The sequence below is a fragment of the Hymenobacter sp. YIM 151858-1 genome, from assembly GCF_025979705.1.
Lineage (GTDB): Bacteria > Bacteroidota > Bacteroidia > Cytophagales > Hymenobacteraceae > Solirubrum.
In genome coordinates this window covers 565274-581474 of record NZ_CP110136.1, presented here as the reverse complement: position 1 = coordinate 581474, position 16201 = coordinate 565274, and the positions used below count along the sequence as shown (strand labels likewise).

Here is a 16201-nt window from a genome sequence, read left to right as displayed (position 1 = left end):
GGCAGGCGGCCGCTGCCGAATGCTGCTGCGTTTCCGCTAATTTGAGCGCCGCCGCCCGCTTTGCTTGCTCCTTTTTCAGCTCTTAATCTTCCTGCACCACATGCGAAATGCTACCGCCGCGCTGTTGCTGGGCACGCTGCTGCTCACCGCGGCCTCGGGCCCGGCCGATACCACTCCCGTGGAAGCCCTGAAACAACAGGCCCTGAAAGACCTGGAGGGCAGCTACGCCGAGTACCGCAAAGTGGCCCTGCAGATCTGGGATTTTGCCGAGGTAGGCTACAAAGAAACCCGCAGCTCGGCCCTGCTGCAGAAAACCCTGCGCGCCAACGGTTTCAGCGTGCAGGCCGGCGTGGCCGAAATTCCGACGGCATTTGTGGCCAGCTACGGCAGCGGCGAACCGGTAATTGGCATTTTGGCTGAGTTCGACGCGCTGCCGGGCCTTTCGCAGCAGGCCACCCCGGCCAAGCAGGCCGTGGCGGGCCGCGACGCGGGCCACGGCTGCGGGCACCACTTGTTTGGGGCGGCCAGCGTGGCGGCGGGCATCGAGCTGAAGAAATTGCTGCAGCAGCACAAGCTGAAAGGCACCATCCGGGTGTATGGCACGCCCGCCGAAGAGGGCGGCAGCGGCAAGGTATACATGGTGCGCGACGGGCTTTTTAAGGACGTGGATGCCGTGGTGCACTGGCACCCCGCCAACGAAAACCGCACCATGCTCAATAATTACCTGGCCAACTCATCGGCCAAGTTTCGCTTCCGGGGAGTGTCGGCGCACGCGGCCATGGCGCCCGAGCGCGGCCGCAGCGGCCTCGATGCTGTGGAAGCCATGAACCACATGGTAAATCTGATGCGCGAACACGTGCCGCAGGAAACCCGCATTCACTACGTAATTACCAGCGGCGGCAAAGCGCCCAACGTGGTGCCCGATTACGCCGAGGTGTATTACTATGTGCGCCACCCCAAAAAGGACGAGGTGGCCGCCATTTTCAACCGCGTGGTGAAGGCCGCCGAAGGTGCCGCACTGGGCACCGGCACCACCATGGAGTACGAAATCATTGGCGGCACCCACGATTTGCTGCTCAACGAAACCCTGGCGAAAGCCCTGCAGCAAAACCTTGAGCGCGTGGGCGGCGTGCAATACACCTCGCAGGAGCAGGAGTTCGGGCGCAAAATTCAGGCATCGTTCGGGTTTCCGGCCCCGCCGCTCGAGGCCGCGGCCGGCATCGGGCCCTACACCATGCACGAGGGCGGCGGCAGCACCGATGTGGGCGATGTAAGCTACGCCGTGCCCACCGTGGGCCTGGAGGCCGCCACGTGGGTGCCCGGCACCGCCGCGCACAGCTGGCAGGCCGTGGCGTGCGGCGGCACCGAAATCGGCACGAAAGGCATGTTGGTAGCCGCCAAAACGATGACCCTGACGGCCCTCGATCTGTTCACCAACCCTGCCCTGCTTAGCCAGGCCAAAGAGGAGTTCAAGCAAGATGTGGACAGCTACCAGTACAAGCCCCTGCTCGGCAACCGCAAGCCGGCGCTTAACTACCGGGATTAGCGCGGCAGTAGCGCGATGTAGCGCGGACTTTGTAGTCCGCGTTCCCGGATAGTAATTTAATCGTTGACCTAGGGAAATGTAGCGCGGGCTTCAGCCCGCGTTGGCGTGAACGAGTGGTGCTGCGCGGTTTCACCCCAACGATTTCGTTCTGACAAACGCGGGCTGAAGCCCGCGCTACATGCGCTGCCGGCAACGATTGATTTTACTATCCGGGGACGCGGACTGCAAAGTCCGCGCTACGGCGCCCTACACCGCCCTAAGTACATTTTTGCTCAGCGCTGGCTGTACAGTTGTGCCCCGCCAAGGCCCGATTGCTTCGCTTGGCTCGCAATGACAGCCGAGGGAACGGCCCACACGCTTACAACCGGGCCAGCACTTGCTCCTGCGGGCGCGGCAACGACGACTCGCGCACGATCAGCTCGGGCTTCAGGATTACGTGGGGCGGCGTGTACTCGGGGCCGCGCTTCAGCAGCTGCAAAAACAGGCGCACGGCGGTTTCGCCCATTTGCTCGGCCCGCTGATCGACCACCGTCAGGCGGGGCTGCGTCATCAGCGTAAAGGGCTCGTTGCTGAAGCAGTCGAGGGCCACGTCGTGGGGCACGCGCAGGCCGTGCTCGCGCAGCACCTCCAAAGCGCCTACCGTCGGGATGGCGTAGGCGGCGAAGATGCCGTCGAAGTTGGCCTGGAGGCTCAGCAGGTGCTGCATTGCCTGGCGACCGGCCTCGTGCGTGAGGGCGGGCAGCGAAAACACCCACTGCTCGTCGAAGGGCAAACCGTGGGCCTGCAACGCCTCGCGGTAGCCCAAAAAGCGGTTGCGGCTGGTGTTGAGGTGCTGCGGCCCGGCCAGGTGGGCAATGCGCGTGCAGCCCTGCTCGATGAGGTGCGTGGTGGCCTGGTAGGCGCCCTGAAAGTCGTCGAGGATAACGGCCATGCTTTGCTCCAGCTCGGGCACCCGGTCGAAGAAGACCAGCGGCGTGCCGTGGCGCCGCACCTGCTCGAAGTGGGCAACTTCCTTGAACGTAGTGGCCGATACCGATACCAAAATGCCCTCCACCTGCGCGTCGAGCAAGGCCTCTACGTTTTGCTGCTCGCGCCCCAGGTCCTCGTTGCTCTGGCACATCATCACCTTAAAGCCCTCCTGCGTGGCCACCTTCTCGATGCCGTTCATCACGGCCGGGAAAAAGTAGCCTTTGATGTGCGGCACGATAACGCCGATGGTTTGGCTGCGGCCCTTGCGCAGGGCGGCGGCCAGCTGGTTGGGCCGGTAGTTGAGCTCCTGCGCCAGCTGCTGCACCCGCGCCTTGGTGGCGTCGCTGATGTCTTTGTGATCGGACAACGCGCGCGACACGGTGGAGGTAGACAGATTGAGCTGGCGGGCTATATCCCGGATAGAAGCTTGGTGCTTTTTGGCTGACATAGGAGGACGGGGCGCACGAGAGAAAACCGCACGTCGGGTATGCAAAATTCATAACCGGCAGCCGGTTCGGAAACACGCAAGCCAGAATACAAGATAAAACTTACGGGTACGCCGGAGCAGTACCTAGGTGCAAACATGCTAAACTAGCTGAAATAGCCGGGTGTACGGCGCCAGATTGAACGCGGCGCCGCCGCAATTTGCTTTGCATGGGTATGGAGTATTTTGTTGCCAGGCACTCGGTAGTGCGCGCCATTTGGGGCAAAGCCGACACGGTGCTCATTGTGTTTGCCGGCGCGGCGGCTGAGTTTGCCCTCAACAAGGCCATCGATTGGCTGTACTTCACGGGGCGGCTGCCCGCCGATCCGCTGGCCCGGCTGTTCTCGACGGTGGAGTACGCCCGCCGCATCGTGTTTGCTCCGCGCGCAGCGGCCGAACGCGCCATCGATACCATTGCCGCCATTCATGCCGGCGTGGAGGCCAAGCGCGGCGCCGCCATTCCCGACTGGGCCTACCGCGACGTGCTGTTTATGCTGATCGATTACTCCATCCGGGCCTACGAGCTGCTGGAGCGCCCCCTCACGCTGCCCGAAAAGGAAGAAGTGTTTGACGTGTTCGGGCGCGTGGGCCGGCGCATGGGCATACCCGGCCTGCCCGCCACTTACGCCGAGTGGGTGCCCATGCGCGAGCAGCACCTCGCCGAGCACCTCGAGCACAGCCGCTTCACCACCGACCTTTACCGCCAGTACCGCCGCCACCTGGGGCCCTTGCGCTACCAATTGCTGCGGCAGGCCCAATTGCTGGTAGCCCCCGCGCCGGTGCGCCGTTTGCTGCCGCTGGGCCGGTTTCCGTGGCTGCGCCCGGCAGTGCCGCTGTACCGCCGCACGCAGCACCTCAAGCTCAGCCAGTGGGCCAAAACCGGCCTGCTGCCCGCCGAGTACCGGGCACAAATCCAGGCCCTCGACCACGAACCGGCAAGCCTAACGCATCCAAGCTAAGCCTGAGCACGGGGTCTGCATCAGCCCTTGCCCCTTGCTTGGCGCCGGGGCCCTAGGTGCCCAGCGCCGAGGCGTACGCCCGGTAGCGCCATGCCTTGTACAGCTCGAACCACAAAGTACAGGCAGCCGCTACTGCCCCGCAGCCCGCCCATTGTGCCCCCGCCAGCGGCACCAGCACAAACAGCTGCCGCAGGGCCGGCACCGCCTGGCACAGCGCCAGGGCACCTAGGGTTATCAGCAGGGCCAGCAGCAGCAAGGCGTTGCGGTAGCGCCACGTGGTAAGCAGCGTGTGGCGGCGCGAGCGGCTTACCACCGTAAGCAGGGCGTTGGCCAGCACAAGCGTGCTGAAAACCACCGTACGCACCAGTGCCTCGCTCCCCTGTTGCGCCTGCGCGTAATAGCCCAGGCCCAGTACCCCCAATGCTACTGCCCCACCCTGCACCAGGCTCAGTCCCAGCTCGCGCACCGACATGAAGGTGGCCGTAACGGGCCTCGGCGGTTGCTGCAGGGTGCCGGCTTCCATGGGCTCGTTTTCGAACACGATGGAGCAGGTAGGGCCCATCAGCAGCTCCAGAAAAATTACGTGCACCGGCCCCAGCAGCACCGGGTACTGCCAGCCCAGCAGCGAGGGCACCAGCACGGCCAAAATCAGCGGGATGTGAATGGCGATGATGTACTGCACGGCCTTCTTGAGGTTCGCATAGATGCGTCGCCCGAAACCGATGGCCGTTACCATACCCGTCAGCTCGTCGTTGGGCAGCACCAGGGCGGCGGCCTGGCGGGCCAGCTCGGTGCCGCGCTGCCCCATGGCCACGCCAATGTGCGCGGCCTTGAGGGCGGGGGCGTCGTTTACGCCGTCGCCCGTCATGGCTACTACTTCGCCGTTGGCCTTCAGGGCTTCTACCACGCGCAGCTTGGCCTCAGGAAACATGCGCGCGAAAACATTGACGCCCGTTACCCGCCGGCGCAGCTCGGCCGCGGGCATGGCCGTTACCTCGGCCCCGGTTAGCACCGGCTCGGGCTGCTGCAGGCCCACCTGCCGGGCTATGCTCACGGCGGTCAGGGCGTTGTCGCCGGTAATCATTTTTACCTGAATGCCCGCCTGGTAAAACTGCTGCAGTACGGGCGCGGTGCTGGTTTTGGGCGGGTCGCTGAACCCCACGAGGCCTCGGAACCGCCACTTAAACTCCTCTTGGGTGGCGGGGTAGTCGGCTGTACTCAGCTCGGCGCTGGCCACGCCCAACACGCGCAGGCCGGCCGCGGCCATTTGCTGCAGGGCACCTAGGGCAGCGGCCCGCTCGGCGGGCGGCAGCTGGCACCGGCCAATTACCCCTTCGGGGGCACCCTTGGCCGCTACTATGTGCCGGCCGGCGGCGTTGGCGAAAACGTGCGTCATGAGCAGAGGCTGCCCGCCCAGGGGGTACTCGTGCACCAGCGCGTAGGCGGGCCGCTCGTCGGTGGCGGCGGTGGCGGCATAAGCCGCGTGCACGGCTTGCTCCATCGGGTCGAAGGGCTGCGGCTCGCTGGCCCACATGGCCGTGGTCAGCAGCTCGGCTTCGGCGGGCCCTAGGTGCGGGGGCGCAGCCAAGGCCCGGGGGGCCGTTTGGCCGGGGCAGTACAGCTGGGTAAGCGCCATCCGGTTTTGGGTGAGCGTGCCGGTTTTATCGACGCAGATAACGGTGGCCGAGCCGAGGGTTTCGACGGTTTGGGGTTGCTTGGTGAGAATGCCGCTGCGCATCAGGCGCCACGCACCCAGGGCCATAAAAGCCGCCAGGGCCGCCGGAATTTCTTCGGGCAAAATGGCCATGGCCAGCGTAAGGCCGTGCAGCAGCCCGTGCAGCACACTGCCCGACTCCCACCAGTTGTAGGCCCACACCAGCGCAAAAGCCACGCCGCCCACCAGCGCCATGCGGCGCACAAACAGGGCAATTTGCCTTTGCAGCGGCGTGGCGGGAGCCTGTACCTCGCCAATCAGCCCGCCGATGCGCCCGAGGCGCGTGCGTGCGCCCACGGCTGCCACCCGGGCCACGGCGGTGCCACGCGCAACGGTAGAGCCCGCATACACCTGCTCCGCCCCGTCGACGGCCTTCGCCACCGGCAGCGACTCGCCGGTCAGGAATGACTCGTCGGTGAGCAAATCGTGGGCTTGCAGCAGCAGGCCATCGGCCACTACCTGCTCGCCTTCGGTAATTACCAATACGTCGCCTACCACCACTTCTTCGGCGGCCAGCTCTTGCTCCTTGCCTTGGCGCCGTACCCGAGCGCGCGGCTGCGTCAGGGCTTTCAGGGCTTGCAGCGCCCGGTCGCTCCGGGCTTCCTGGTACAGCGAAATGCCCGCCACCAGCCCCGTGGCCCCGAGCAGCGTAAGGGCTTCGGCCCGGCTACCCATCAGCAAATACAGGCCCGCCGTAACCACCAGCAGCACAAACATGGGTTCGGCGGCCAGGCGGCGCAGGCTGGCCCAAAGGCTGCTGCGCTGGGCTTGCGCCACCGTGTTGCGCCCGAAGCGCTGCCGCTGGTGCTGCACCTCGGCAGCCGAAAGGCCAGCGGGCAAAGTTTCGGGCTGAGTTACCAACGGGGGCATAAAACTAACGGCTTAGCGGATGTAGCAGTGCGGGCTGCGGGCACCGAAATATCGCACCCGCGCGAAGCTGTACGCCTGACTTTGAGCACCATTTGCATTGACCATCGTCATTGCCATGGGCTATGGCGTAGCCGCATCTTTCGGCTGGCCGGTTGGCCACTGTGCGCAGTGTTCACCTCTTTTCTTTTGATAGCCATGGTAACCCCCACCTTCTGGTTTTCATTGGTAGTGCTGATGCTGGCCGCCATCAGCTGGCACCAGTACCGCTCGGCCCAAAACGGCCCCTGGATCTACTAAGCCGCGCGTGCAGGCACTTGGTGCGCTTAGGTACGCGGCAGCCGGCGTTACGAAGCAGCCCCGCCCGGGGCCAAGCCCGGCCCCGGGCGGGGCTGCTCGGGCACTACTGCGCTTAAGTTTAAGCGCTTACAACGGCCGACACCAAGCACAACAATAATATTAAGCTAATATTTAATATGATATAAGTCAGTATATTTATTAACGCACGTCATGCAATACCCCCTGAATACCAGGCAACTTGCTACTGCACTTTGTGCACCGCCTGCAGTTGCAAGGGCGGCACCTACAGGCTCGGCTTCGCTTCATTTCACTTACCTCGCCGCTTATGAACTACCGCACTGCTCCGACGTTGCGCCCGCGCTCCGGGCGGTCAGCCTCCTTGCACCACGGCTCCGGCCAGCTTGGCAAGTATTCGGGCCGCCAGGCGTGGGCTGCCACGGCCGAGGCTTACTCCTCGCCCCTAGGTCAGCACCGCCTCAACGACACCCTGACCGAAGCCGAGGGCCTGCGCAATGCCCACGCCCTGGGCGTGTACGGCAGCGCTTATTAACCACGCAGCCCTTTTAGGCCTGGCGCAGCGCCTAGGTTTCCGCTCCTTTCCACCTGCCCCCTTACCTGGCTTTTCATCATGGGCACCACCTTCATTGTTCTGACGAACTTTTACCCGCCTGCGCGGGCGGCGCTGCAGTACGCCGATGCGCTGGCCAGCGCCCAAGGAGGCCAGCTGGTGCTGCTACATGCCAACCGCGCCTCGCTTTACGACCCCTACGTGTTTGCCGGCGAAGCCTGGCGGCGCCAGGAGCTTGAGCAATCGGCCGATACGGAGGCGCTGCTGGCGCAGCTGGCCGCCCAGCTGCGCGTCCCGGCCACGGTGGAGGTTACCACCGATTTGCTGCCCACGGTGGCGGCCGATCTGGCGGCGCGCTACTACCCGGCCGTGTTTGTGCTGGGCTTGCCGGCGGCGAGCCACAACTCGCCCGAGCAGGTGAGCGCCACCACCCTCGATCTGCTGCGGGCCGCGCAGCTGCCGCTGCTGCTGGTGCCCGAGGGCACCGCCCCCAACCCACCCCAACAGCTGCTCGTAGCCGCCGACCGCGAAGCCTTCGAACTCACCGAAGCGGCCAAAGTGGTTACGCCACTGCTGCGCCACATGGGTACGGAGCTGACGGTGGCGTACGTATCGGAGGTGGAGGACAACGCGGGCTGCACCCGGGCGCTGCGGGCCGTGCAGCACAGCGGCCTGGCGCCCAACCGCAGCCTCAGCCTGCGCGGCTACCTGCACAAAAGCGCCGCCACGGGCATTATGGAAGCCCAGCAAGACGTAGGCGCCGACCTCGTACTGCTTATGGCCCGCAGCCGCAGCTACCTAAGCGAGGTGTTTCATCGGAGCGTAACGGCGCAGGTAATGGCCCGCACCCGGGTGCCCATGATGGTTGTTCCGGTAACCGAACCCAAGCCGCAGGCGCAACACGCCAAACAACCCGCCGCCAACAGCGGCGCAATGCCCGAAGCTTAAAGCATCATCCGGCAAGCAAAGGCCCGGCCCGCGCAGTGCTGCACTGCGCGGGCCGGGCCTTTGCCACGAAAGAGACTGAAGGTGCCGCCGGCCACGCCGAGCCCTGCAGCCATCTGTTGCGCCGTGCAGGCTGCAAGCTTCGCAACCAAAACTGCCCTGCATCATAAGCCCGCTAAAGCCCCGCAAACAGATCGGCAAAACCAAACGGCCAAGCAACAATTAGCCGCTCACCTAGGCGGCAGCGGATGCGCAAACACACGCATTCCGCTGCAGCAGCCTACCCCATAGCGCACTTTTGCACAGCCTGTTAAGCGCTACAATTAGCTCCGTATCAGCCCCCGCCCCTCGGGCACCTAGGGTTGGCCTAGGTGCCCGGGGGCAATCGGTGCGTCGGGGTGGCAGGTTTAGGCGGGCACTGCTTGCTCTTGCGACGTGGCCACTTGCCCGTTGGCTACGGCCTGCTCGGCCTGCACCATGTTGGCAATGCCTTTCAGCAGCGCATCGGGCGTAAAGGAAATGCTGTTGATACCCTGCGCCACCAAGAACTGCGCAAACGCGGGGTAGTCGCTGGGGGCTTGGCCGCACAAGCCAATGGGCCGCCCGCAGGCTTTGCTGATGCGGATAACCTGCGCGAGCATGCGCGTAACGGCCTCGTTGCGCTCGTCGAACAAGTGGCTCACAATCGAGGAGTCGCGGTCGATACCTAGGGTAAGCTGCGTGAGGTCGTTCGAGCCGATGGAGAAGCCGTCGAACACCTGCGCGAAGTCTTCGGCCAGGATTACGTTGCTCGGGATTTCGGCCATTACGTAAATCTGCAGGCCGTCGTCGCCGCGCTTCAGGCCAAATTCCTCCATCAGGGCTACCACTTGCTGGCCCTCGGCCACGGTGCGGCAAAACGGAATCATGGCTTTCACGTTGGTGAGGCCCATTTCGGAGCGCACGCGCTTCAGGGCTTCGCACTCCAGCCGGAACCCCTCGCGGTACTGCGGGCTGTAGTAGCGCGAGGCACCCCGGAAGCCCAGCATCGGGTTTTCCTCACTTGGCTCAAACTGCTGCCCGCCAATGAGGTTGGCGTATTCGTTGGTCTTGAAGTCGCTCATGCGCACGATAACCTCGCGCGGGTAAAAGGCCGCGGCCACAAAGCCAATGGCCTGCGCCAGCTTATCCACAAAGTAGGCCGGCTTGCTGTCGTAGTGCGCAGTAAGCTGCTCAATCACGTCGCGCGCCTGCGAGTCCTGCAGCTCATCAAACTTCACCAAGGCCATGGGGTGAATTTGAATGGCGTTGTTGATGACGAACTCCATGCGCATCAGCCCCACCCCCTGGCTGGGGTAGCGGGCTAGCTGCAAGGCTCGGTCGGGGTCGGCCAGGATCAGCATGGGCTTGGTGCTGGGCAGCTGCACCTTCTCCAGGTCGATTTCGGTTTCCTGCCAGGCCAACTTACCATCGAACACCTTGCCTTCGTCGCCCTCGGCGCACGACACGGTGATGAGCTGCCCGTCCTGAATTTGCTCGGTGGCGTTTTGGGTGCCCACCACGGCCGAGAGGCCCAGCTCGCGCGCTACAATGGCGGCGTGGCTGGTGCGGCCGCCTTTATTGGTTACAATTACGGCGGCTTTCTTCAGGATAACGTTCCAGTCGGGACTAGTGCTGTCGGTTACCAGTATTTCGCCTTGCTGCAGGCGGTGCCCTTCGGCCGGCGAGCTGATGATGCGCGCCACGCCCGAGGCAATCTGGTTGCCCACGGCTTTGCCGGTGGCCAGCACCTTGTGCTTTTCGGTTAGGTGGTACTCGTGCAGGCGCAGCGCCCGCTGCCCGTGGTGAATGGTTTCGGGCCGGGCCTGCACAATGTAGAGCTGCTGATCGTGCCCGTCTTTGGCCCATTCAATGTCCATGGGCATGCCGTAGTGCTCCTCAATCTGCAAAAACCAACGGCCCAGCTGCTCCACCTCGGCATCGGTGAGCACGTACACCGACTGCTTTTCGGCGGGAGTATCGGTGTTTACAATGCCGGTGCCCTGCTCCACGTAGCGCATGGTCTTGGCTTTGTCGCCGAGCTTTTTGGTAACCAGCGCCCGAAAGCCGCCGCGCAAAGCGGGCTTGAACAGGTAAAACTCGTCGGGGTTGACGGCGCCTTGCACCACGTTTTCGCCCAGGCCCCAGCTGCCGGTCAGGTAAATAAAATTATCGTGCCCGGTTTCGGGCTCGATGGTGAAAGCCACGCCGGCCGAGGCGAGGTCGGAGCGCACCATCTTCTGCACACCCACCGACAATGCCACGCGTAAGTGGTCGAAGCCGTTTTGCAGGCGGTACTTGATGGCGCGGTCGTTGAACAGCGACACGTAGCACCGCAGGCAAGCCTGCAGCAGCGCCTGTTCGCCCTGCACGTTCAAGAACGAATCGTGCTGGCCGGCAAAACTGGCGGTGGGCAAATCTTCGGCGGTGGCGCTGCTGCGCACGGCCACTTGTATTTCGCGGTCGTAGGAGGCGCATAGCTCGCGGTAAGCATCAATAATAGAAGCAGCCACCGGCGCCGGAATGCGGGCCGAGCGCAGCAGCTCGCGGGCCTGCGCGCCGATTTGCTGCACATTGCTGTACTCCTGCTTGTCTACCTGCGCCATAAGCCTGGCCAACGGCTCGCGCAGGTTGTTCTCGTCGAGGAAAAGCCAGTAGGCCGCCGCGGTGGTGGCAAAGCCGTTCGGCACGTTGATGCCCTGCGGGGTGAGGCGGTTGAACATTTCACCTAGGGAGGCATTTTTGCCTCCTACCAGCGCAACCTTATCGTTGGCCAGCTCGCGGAAAAAAAGCGCGTAAGCTTCGTGTGACATGGCAGTATGGGGGAATAGTTGAGGTGCCGAAAACAAGTTGCTGCCCGCCCACTACTGCGGCGCGAAGCAGCCCTAGGTAGCGCATGGGGCAGCGGCGCCGGGCAGCTATGCCGGGGCCGATTCAAAGGGGCCGCGCCGGCATCTGGCTATAGCAATCAATTTACCCCACCAACCCATACAATCACAGCGAGTTATGTCAGCCACTTACATGATTTACATCATGCTTGGGCATCACCCCTTCCCTGCTCAACCAACCAGCATCTTACCCTAGGCCGAACGTATTACAGACCTTAACCAGGGGCAGGCTTTGCTTAACAGCAGCAAAGCATCAAAAGCCGCTAGACCGCTCTTCCCAACGTCAACAATAAGTCTTAACCCGCGTACAAAGCAGGAGCCCGTTTCTACTTCCCCACCCCTATGCTACTCCTGTTGTTGGCGGTTCTGGTGCTTGTCGCACTAGGCGCCTTGGTTGCTTACAAAGCACTATTGCATGCGCAACCCGGTACAGCGCCACGCACTACTTTCAGCCCAGGCAGCCAAGCCGACTACTACTCTTTCCGGGATTTTTACAACGGCTACGGATATACCAAAATACCCCGGCAGTAAATCTGCCGGGGTATTTTGGTAGCCGAGCGTAATTGCTACTTCCAGAGAATGAAAGCAGCTACGAATGCTGCCCCAAACAGGCGCTAAACAAAAAAGCCCCGCAGTGCGAGGCTTTGGAGTGATTCCGCTGGGATTCGAACCCAGGACCCATACATTAAAAGTGTATTGCTCTACCAGCTGAGCTACAGAATCGTTTTCTTTGTGGTTTCAGCGACCTGCTGTCGTTGATTGTGGCACAAAAGTAGTAGGTCGGATTTATTGATGCCAAACTTTTCGGCAAAAAAAGTCGTGCTTTTTTGGCTCCTGTGGGCTTTTTCCAGCCAAGTAACTCAGGCTCAGGAGCAAATTTTCCTCACAAAAAAAGCCGACTCTCTTTTCAACGCGGGTAAGCCCGCGGAGGCATACCAGCTTTACAAACAGGTGCTTGGCCAAGGGCAAGCCAGCCCGCAAATGCTGCTGCGGCTGGCGGCGGTGCAGGAAAGCCGCGACCAGTACCCTTCGGCGCTGTACTACCTCAACCTGTACCAGGCGCACTACCCCAGCACGGCCGTGTGGCGCAAAATGACGGAGCTGGCCGTAACCCACCGGCTCACGGGCTACCCAAGCACGTGGCGCCAGCAGGTAGCGCTTACTTTCCGCCGCTATTACCCCACGGTGCTGCAAAGCTTGCTGGGGGTTGCGGTGGCGGCGGGTACCTTGCTGGTGCTCCGCCGCAGAGGTGCAGCGCGCGGGTGGTGGCTCCTCTACGGCGTGTACCTAGTGCTGGTAGGCGCCTTTCTGAACGTGTTCGATACGCCCGCTACGGGCCTGGTGTGCAGGCCGCGGGCCGTGCTCATGACGGCGCCAAGCGCAGGCGCGAGCTGGCTGAGCACCGCCGCCGCCGGCGACCGGCTGCTGGTGCAGGGGCGGGAAGATATCTGGATTAAGGTGCTCTGGCGCGGCCGTACCGCCTACATCCGGCAGCACGATTTAGTGCTCATCAACTAGCCCGAACCAACCCTAGGTGCTACCCGGGGCAGCACCCGTTGGGGGCTGAAACAGCCTGGCCCGGGGTGCTATTGGGTTGGTGCCGAAAATTAATGAGTCCTGCCAAAGCCAAGCCGGCGCCCCACCTAGGGGCGCCGGCTTGGCTTTGGGGTATGCGGCACGTAGGCTTACCGCACCGGCGAGTCCTTTTCTTTTTTGAACTCGTTGAGCACCAGCTTATCCATAATGCTGGCGGGCAGCCACTTGTTCAGAAACACGGTAAGCTTGCCTTTGCCGGTAAGCACCAGTGTAGGGCGCCGCTGTTGCACCGCGCGCAGGATGTGGTCGGCCACTTCTTCGCTGGTCATCATGCGGGCTTCGTCGCGCGGCGACTCGCCTTGCTGCGAGCCATCGGCGGCCAAAGCGGTGTTGCGGATGTTGGATGCGGTAAAGCCCGGGCACGCCGTGAGCACGTGCACGCCCTGGGGCATGAGCTCGGTGCGCAACGATTCGAGGAAGCCGTTCATGGCAAACTTGGAGGCCGAATAGCCCGTGCGGCCCGGCAGGCCACGGTAGCCCGCAATGCTCGAAATTCCCACGATGCTGCCGCGGTTGCGCTGGATGTGGGGCAGGGCGTACTTGGTAGTGTAAACCGTGCCGAAGAAGTTCGTTTGCATCAGCTTGCGGATTACCTCCACCGAAGCATCGGCAAAGGTGGCGCGCATGGAAATGCCGGCATTGTTGATCAGCACATCGAGCTGCCCGAACGCTTGCACCGTTTCGGCCACGGCGCGCTGGCAATCGGCTTCGTCGCCCACATCGGCCCGAATAGCCAGGTTGCGGATGCCCAGCGCCTGTAGCTGCTGGCTGGTTTCCTGCAGACGGGCTTCGTCGCGGCCGGTGAAGGCTATGCGGGCACCGGCGCGCCCAAAAACCACGGCGCACGCCTGGCCGATGCCCGAGGTGCCGCCTGTAATAAGTACTACTTTTCCTTGCATGCTTGGTGGCTGGCTGTGCCTTTCACCTGGCGAAGGCGCAGCCCGGCAAAGCTACAGGCTTTTTGGGAGGTGGCCGGGTAGCAGCCGCCTGGCTACGGCAAACTTGCATTTACGTTACGTCCAGCTGCATTTAGTCGCTACATTTAGGGGAAAGATTGTACCTGCCTTTACGGCTTTGATATGACAACACCTCTACGCCTGCGGCGCTGGTCGTCGGCTTGGTTTTTACCCGTGGCCTTGCTCTGGGCCGGAAGCGTACAAGCACAATGCCCCGCGGCGCAAAGCGCCTGCACGCCGGGCTCAGCACCTAGCACGTCGTACGCCTTCAACATGGGCATTTTCAACGTAACGCTGGGGAACATCAGCAACACAACGCTGGGCGTACAGGAGGGCTACCGCGACTACGCGTGCACGCTTGGCACCACCCTGGTGGTGGGCCAGGATTACCCGATTGCGGTACGTACCAACAGCTCGGTAAACGAGAACGTGCGCGTTTGGATTGACCTGAACAACGACGGCCAGTTCAGCAACACGCCAACCAGCAACGGCGGCGAGCTGGTGTTCAGCTCGTTGGGGAAAAACGTACAGAGCGGCACCGTGCGCGTGCCGGCCGGCGCAACCCTTGGCACGGCCCTGCGCATGCGCGTAGCTGCCGATTACGAGAATGCCACCGAGCCTACCCCCTGCTCGACCTCGCAGTACTCCCAAACCGAGGATTACCGCGTAACGCTGCAGGCCAATACGCAGGCACCGGTGGCGGCCCTCGTGGCCGACCGCACCACCACCTGCTCGGGCTGCGTGCAGTTTACCGACCAAAGCACCAACGCGCCCACCAGCTGGCTCTGGAGCTTCGGCGACGGCACTACCTCTACCCAGCAAAACCCCAACAAGTGCTACACCCAACCCGGCACGTATAGCGTTACCCTAACCGCTACCAACAGCGCCGGCACCAACACCGTAACGCGCAGCAACTACATCCGCTACGATAACCAGGTGCCCGTGGCGGCCAGCTGCACGCCGCAAACTACCAATGCCTGCTGCGGCTACGGCATTACGCAGGTGCAGCTGGGTACGCTCAGCAACGTTACCAGCAACTCCAACCTTGGCTACCAGGACTTTACCTGCACGGGCAAAGTAACGCTCACCGAAGGCAACCGCTACCCCATCAGCATTGGCACGGGCACCCAAAACCAGGACACGCGCGTGTGGCTGGATGCCAACAACGACGGGCAGTTTGCGGCGTCGGAGCTGCTGCTTACGTTGCTAAACCAGGCTACGCCGGTAAAGGGCACCATTGCCATTCCGGTTTCGGCCCTCAAAAACGTGCCGCTGCGCCTGCGCATCATGTCGGATTTTGTGGGCTCGGTTTTCAACGCCTGCTCCAACCTGCAGCACGGCCAAACCCAGGACTACAGCGTGCTGGTGCAGGCCAACACCCAGCCGCCCGTGGCCGAGTTCAGCTCCGACTACGCCGGCACCTGCTCGAGTACGGTGCGCTTTACCGACGACAGCCAGAACGCGCCCACCAGCTGGCTCTGGAACTTCGGCGACGGCACTACCTCTACCCAGCAAAACCCGACGCATACCTATACCAAATCGGGCGTGTTTGATGTAAGCCTGACAGCCACTAACGCCTTTGGCGTGCAAACGGTGGTGAAGCGGCGCAACATTGCGCTTACGGTTCCGTGCGTGCAGTATTGCGCCTCCAACGGCACCAACCAGGGCGTTTGGATAACCAACGTGAGCGTAAGCGGCGGGCATTTCACCACGCCGTTCAGCAACACCTCGGGCGCCAACAGCGGCGGCTACGGCAACTACACCCGCGAGGTAATTGACCTGCGCACCGGCCTGAACTATACCCTGAGCGTGGCGGCCTCCACCAACTTTGGCCGCACCGTAACCGCCTGGATTGACTACAACCGCGACGGCACCTTCGACCCGGTTGAAATGGTGATGAACGCTACCACCAACGGCACCACCACCAACGCCTTTGTAGTGCCCGGCACGCCTGCCACCATCGGCTTTACGCGCATGCGGGTGGTAATGCGCCTCAACACCAACTTCGCCTTCCCGTGCATCACCAACCAGCTAAACTCCGAAACGGAGGACTACTCGGTTAATATCACCTCGGCGCTGCCCGCCCGCGAGTCGAAGGCCATGGCGAGCCTGTCGGTTTTCCCGAACCCCACGCCCGATGGCCAGCTGACGCTGCAATTGCCCACGGGCCCAACGGGTACCTACACCGCCACCCTCGAAACCCTCCTAGGTAGCGAGGTGCAACGGCAGGTGGTGCAGCTGGGTGCTGCCAAAGCCGCTACCCTCGATTTATCGGCCGTGGCGCAGGGCGTTTACCTGCTGCGCCTTACCGCCCCCAACGGCGAGCAGGCTACCCGGCGCGTGGTGCGCAATTAATCCGGCCGCCGGCGGCTGCCACTCAGCAAACAGGTG

11 protein-coding genes and 1 tRNA gene are annotated in these 16201 nt (G+C 62.9%); 7 read left to right on the top strand and 5 right to left on the bottom strand.

Translation table 11 applies throughout. The features are described from left to right. The first annotated feature begins 100 nt into the window (after window positions 1-100). On the top strand, window positions 101-1546 hold the full coding sequence (locus tag OIS50_RS02420; RefSeq protein ID WP_264692736.1) for an amidohydrolase: 1446 nt from the start codon (window positions 101-103) through the stop codon (window positions 1544-1546). Window positions 1547-1904: 358 nt separating this feature from the next. Here the strand turns inward: OIS50_RS02420 and OIS50_RS02415 are convergent, their stop codons facing one another. Then, window positions 1905-2963: a LacI family DNA-binding transcriptional regulator gene (locus OIS50_RS02415; RefSeq protein WP_264692735.1), complete on the bottom strand. Its 1059-nt coding sequence runs from the start codon at window positions 2961-2963 to the stop codon at window positions 1905-1907. A 212-nt stretch (window positions 2964-3175) separates the two neighbouring features. Here OIS50_RS02415 and OIS50_RS02410 point away from each other — a divergent pair, with 212 nt between their 5' ends. Beyond that, entirely contained in the window at window positions 3176-3958 is a 783-nt protein-coding gene (locus OIS50_RS02410; RefSeq protein ID WP_264692734.1) for an oxygenase MpaB family protein, read from the top strand. A gap of 52 nt (window positions 3959-4010) precedes the next feature. Here the strand turns inward: OIS50_RS02410 and OIS50_RS02405 are convergent, their stop codons facing one another. Beyond that, window positions 4011-6542 (bottom strand): cation-translocating P-type ATPase, encoded by a 2532-nt coding sequence (locus OIS50_RS02405; protein ID WP_264692733.1) that lies wholly within the window; start codon window positions 6540-6542, stop codon window positions 4011-4013. Window positions 6543-7164: 622 nt separating this feature from the next. Here OIS50_RS02405 and OIS50_RS02400 point away from each other — a divergent pair. Both OIS50_RS02400 and OIS50_RS02395 read left to right on the top strand, forming a co-directional pair. Further along, a complete protein-coding gene (locus OIS50_RS02400; RefSeq protein ID WP_264692732.1) occupies window positions 7165-7389 on the top strand; it encodes a hypothetical protein in 225 nt (74 codons plus the stop codon). Window positions 7390-7467: 78 nt separating this feature from the next. Then, on the top strand, window positions 7468-8355 hold the full coding sequence (locus tag OIS50_RS02395; RefSeq protein WP_264692731.1) for a universal stress protein: 888 nt from the start codon (window positions 7468-7470) through the stop codon (window positions 8353-8355). Between the two features lie 404 nt (window positions 8356-8759). On the opposite strand, the gene ppsA is transcribed toward OIS50_RS02395, so the two are convergent. Then, window positions 8760-11183, bottom strand: a complete 2424-nt coding sequence (ppsA, locus tag OIS50_RS02390) for a phosphoenolpyruvate synthase (protein WP_264692730.1) — start codon at window positions 11181-11183, stop codon at window positions 8760-8762. A 417-nt stretch (window positions 11184-11600) separates the two neighbouring features. Between ppsA and OIS50_RS02385 the strand changes: the two genes are divergently transcribed. Beyond that, window positions 11601-11789 carry a hypothetical protein gene (locus tag OIS50_RS02385; RefSeq protein WP_264692729.1) on the top strand — a complete coding sequence of 63 codons (189 nt, stop codon included), beginning with the start codon at window positions 11601-11603 and terminating at the stop codon, window positions 11787-11789. Window positions 11790-11908: 119 nt separating this feature from the next. On the opposite strand, the gene OIS50_RS02380 is transcribed toward OIS50_RS02385, so the two are convergent. After that, window positions 11909-11981, bottom strand: a tRNA-Lys gene (locus OIS50_RS02380). A 69-nt stretch (window positions 11982-12050) separates the two neighbouring features. On the opposite strand from OIS50_RS02380, the gene OIS50_RS02375 reads away from it, so the two are divergent. After that, window positions 12051-12776, top strand: a complete 726-nt coding sequence (locus OIS50_RS02375; RefSeq protein ID WP_472850091.1) for a tetratricopeptide repeat protein — start codon at window positions 12051-12053, stop codon at window positions 12774-12776. A gap of 167 nt (window positions 12777-12943) precedes the next feature. On the opposite strand, the gene OIS50_RS02370 is transcribed toward OIS50_RS02375, so the two are convergent. Then, the gene (locus OIS50_RS02370; RefSeq protein ID WP_264692727.1) at window positions 12944-13753 is read right to left on the bottom strand and encodes an SDR family oxidoreductase; all 810 of its coding nucleotides are present in this window, start codon (window positions 13751-13753) and stop codon (window positions 12944-12946) included. 180 nt (window positions 13754-13933) lie between these two features. Between OIS50_RS02370 and OIS50_RS02365 the strand changes: the two genes are divergently transcribed. Next, complete coding sequence (locus OIS50_RS02365) at window positions 13934-16165, top strand: GEVED domain-containing protein (RefSeq protein ID WP_264692726.1); 2232 nt, start codon at window positions 13934-13936, stop codon at window positions 16163-16165. Window positions 16166-16201 lie beyond the last annotated feature (36 nt).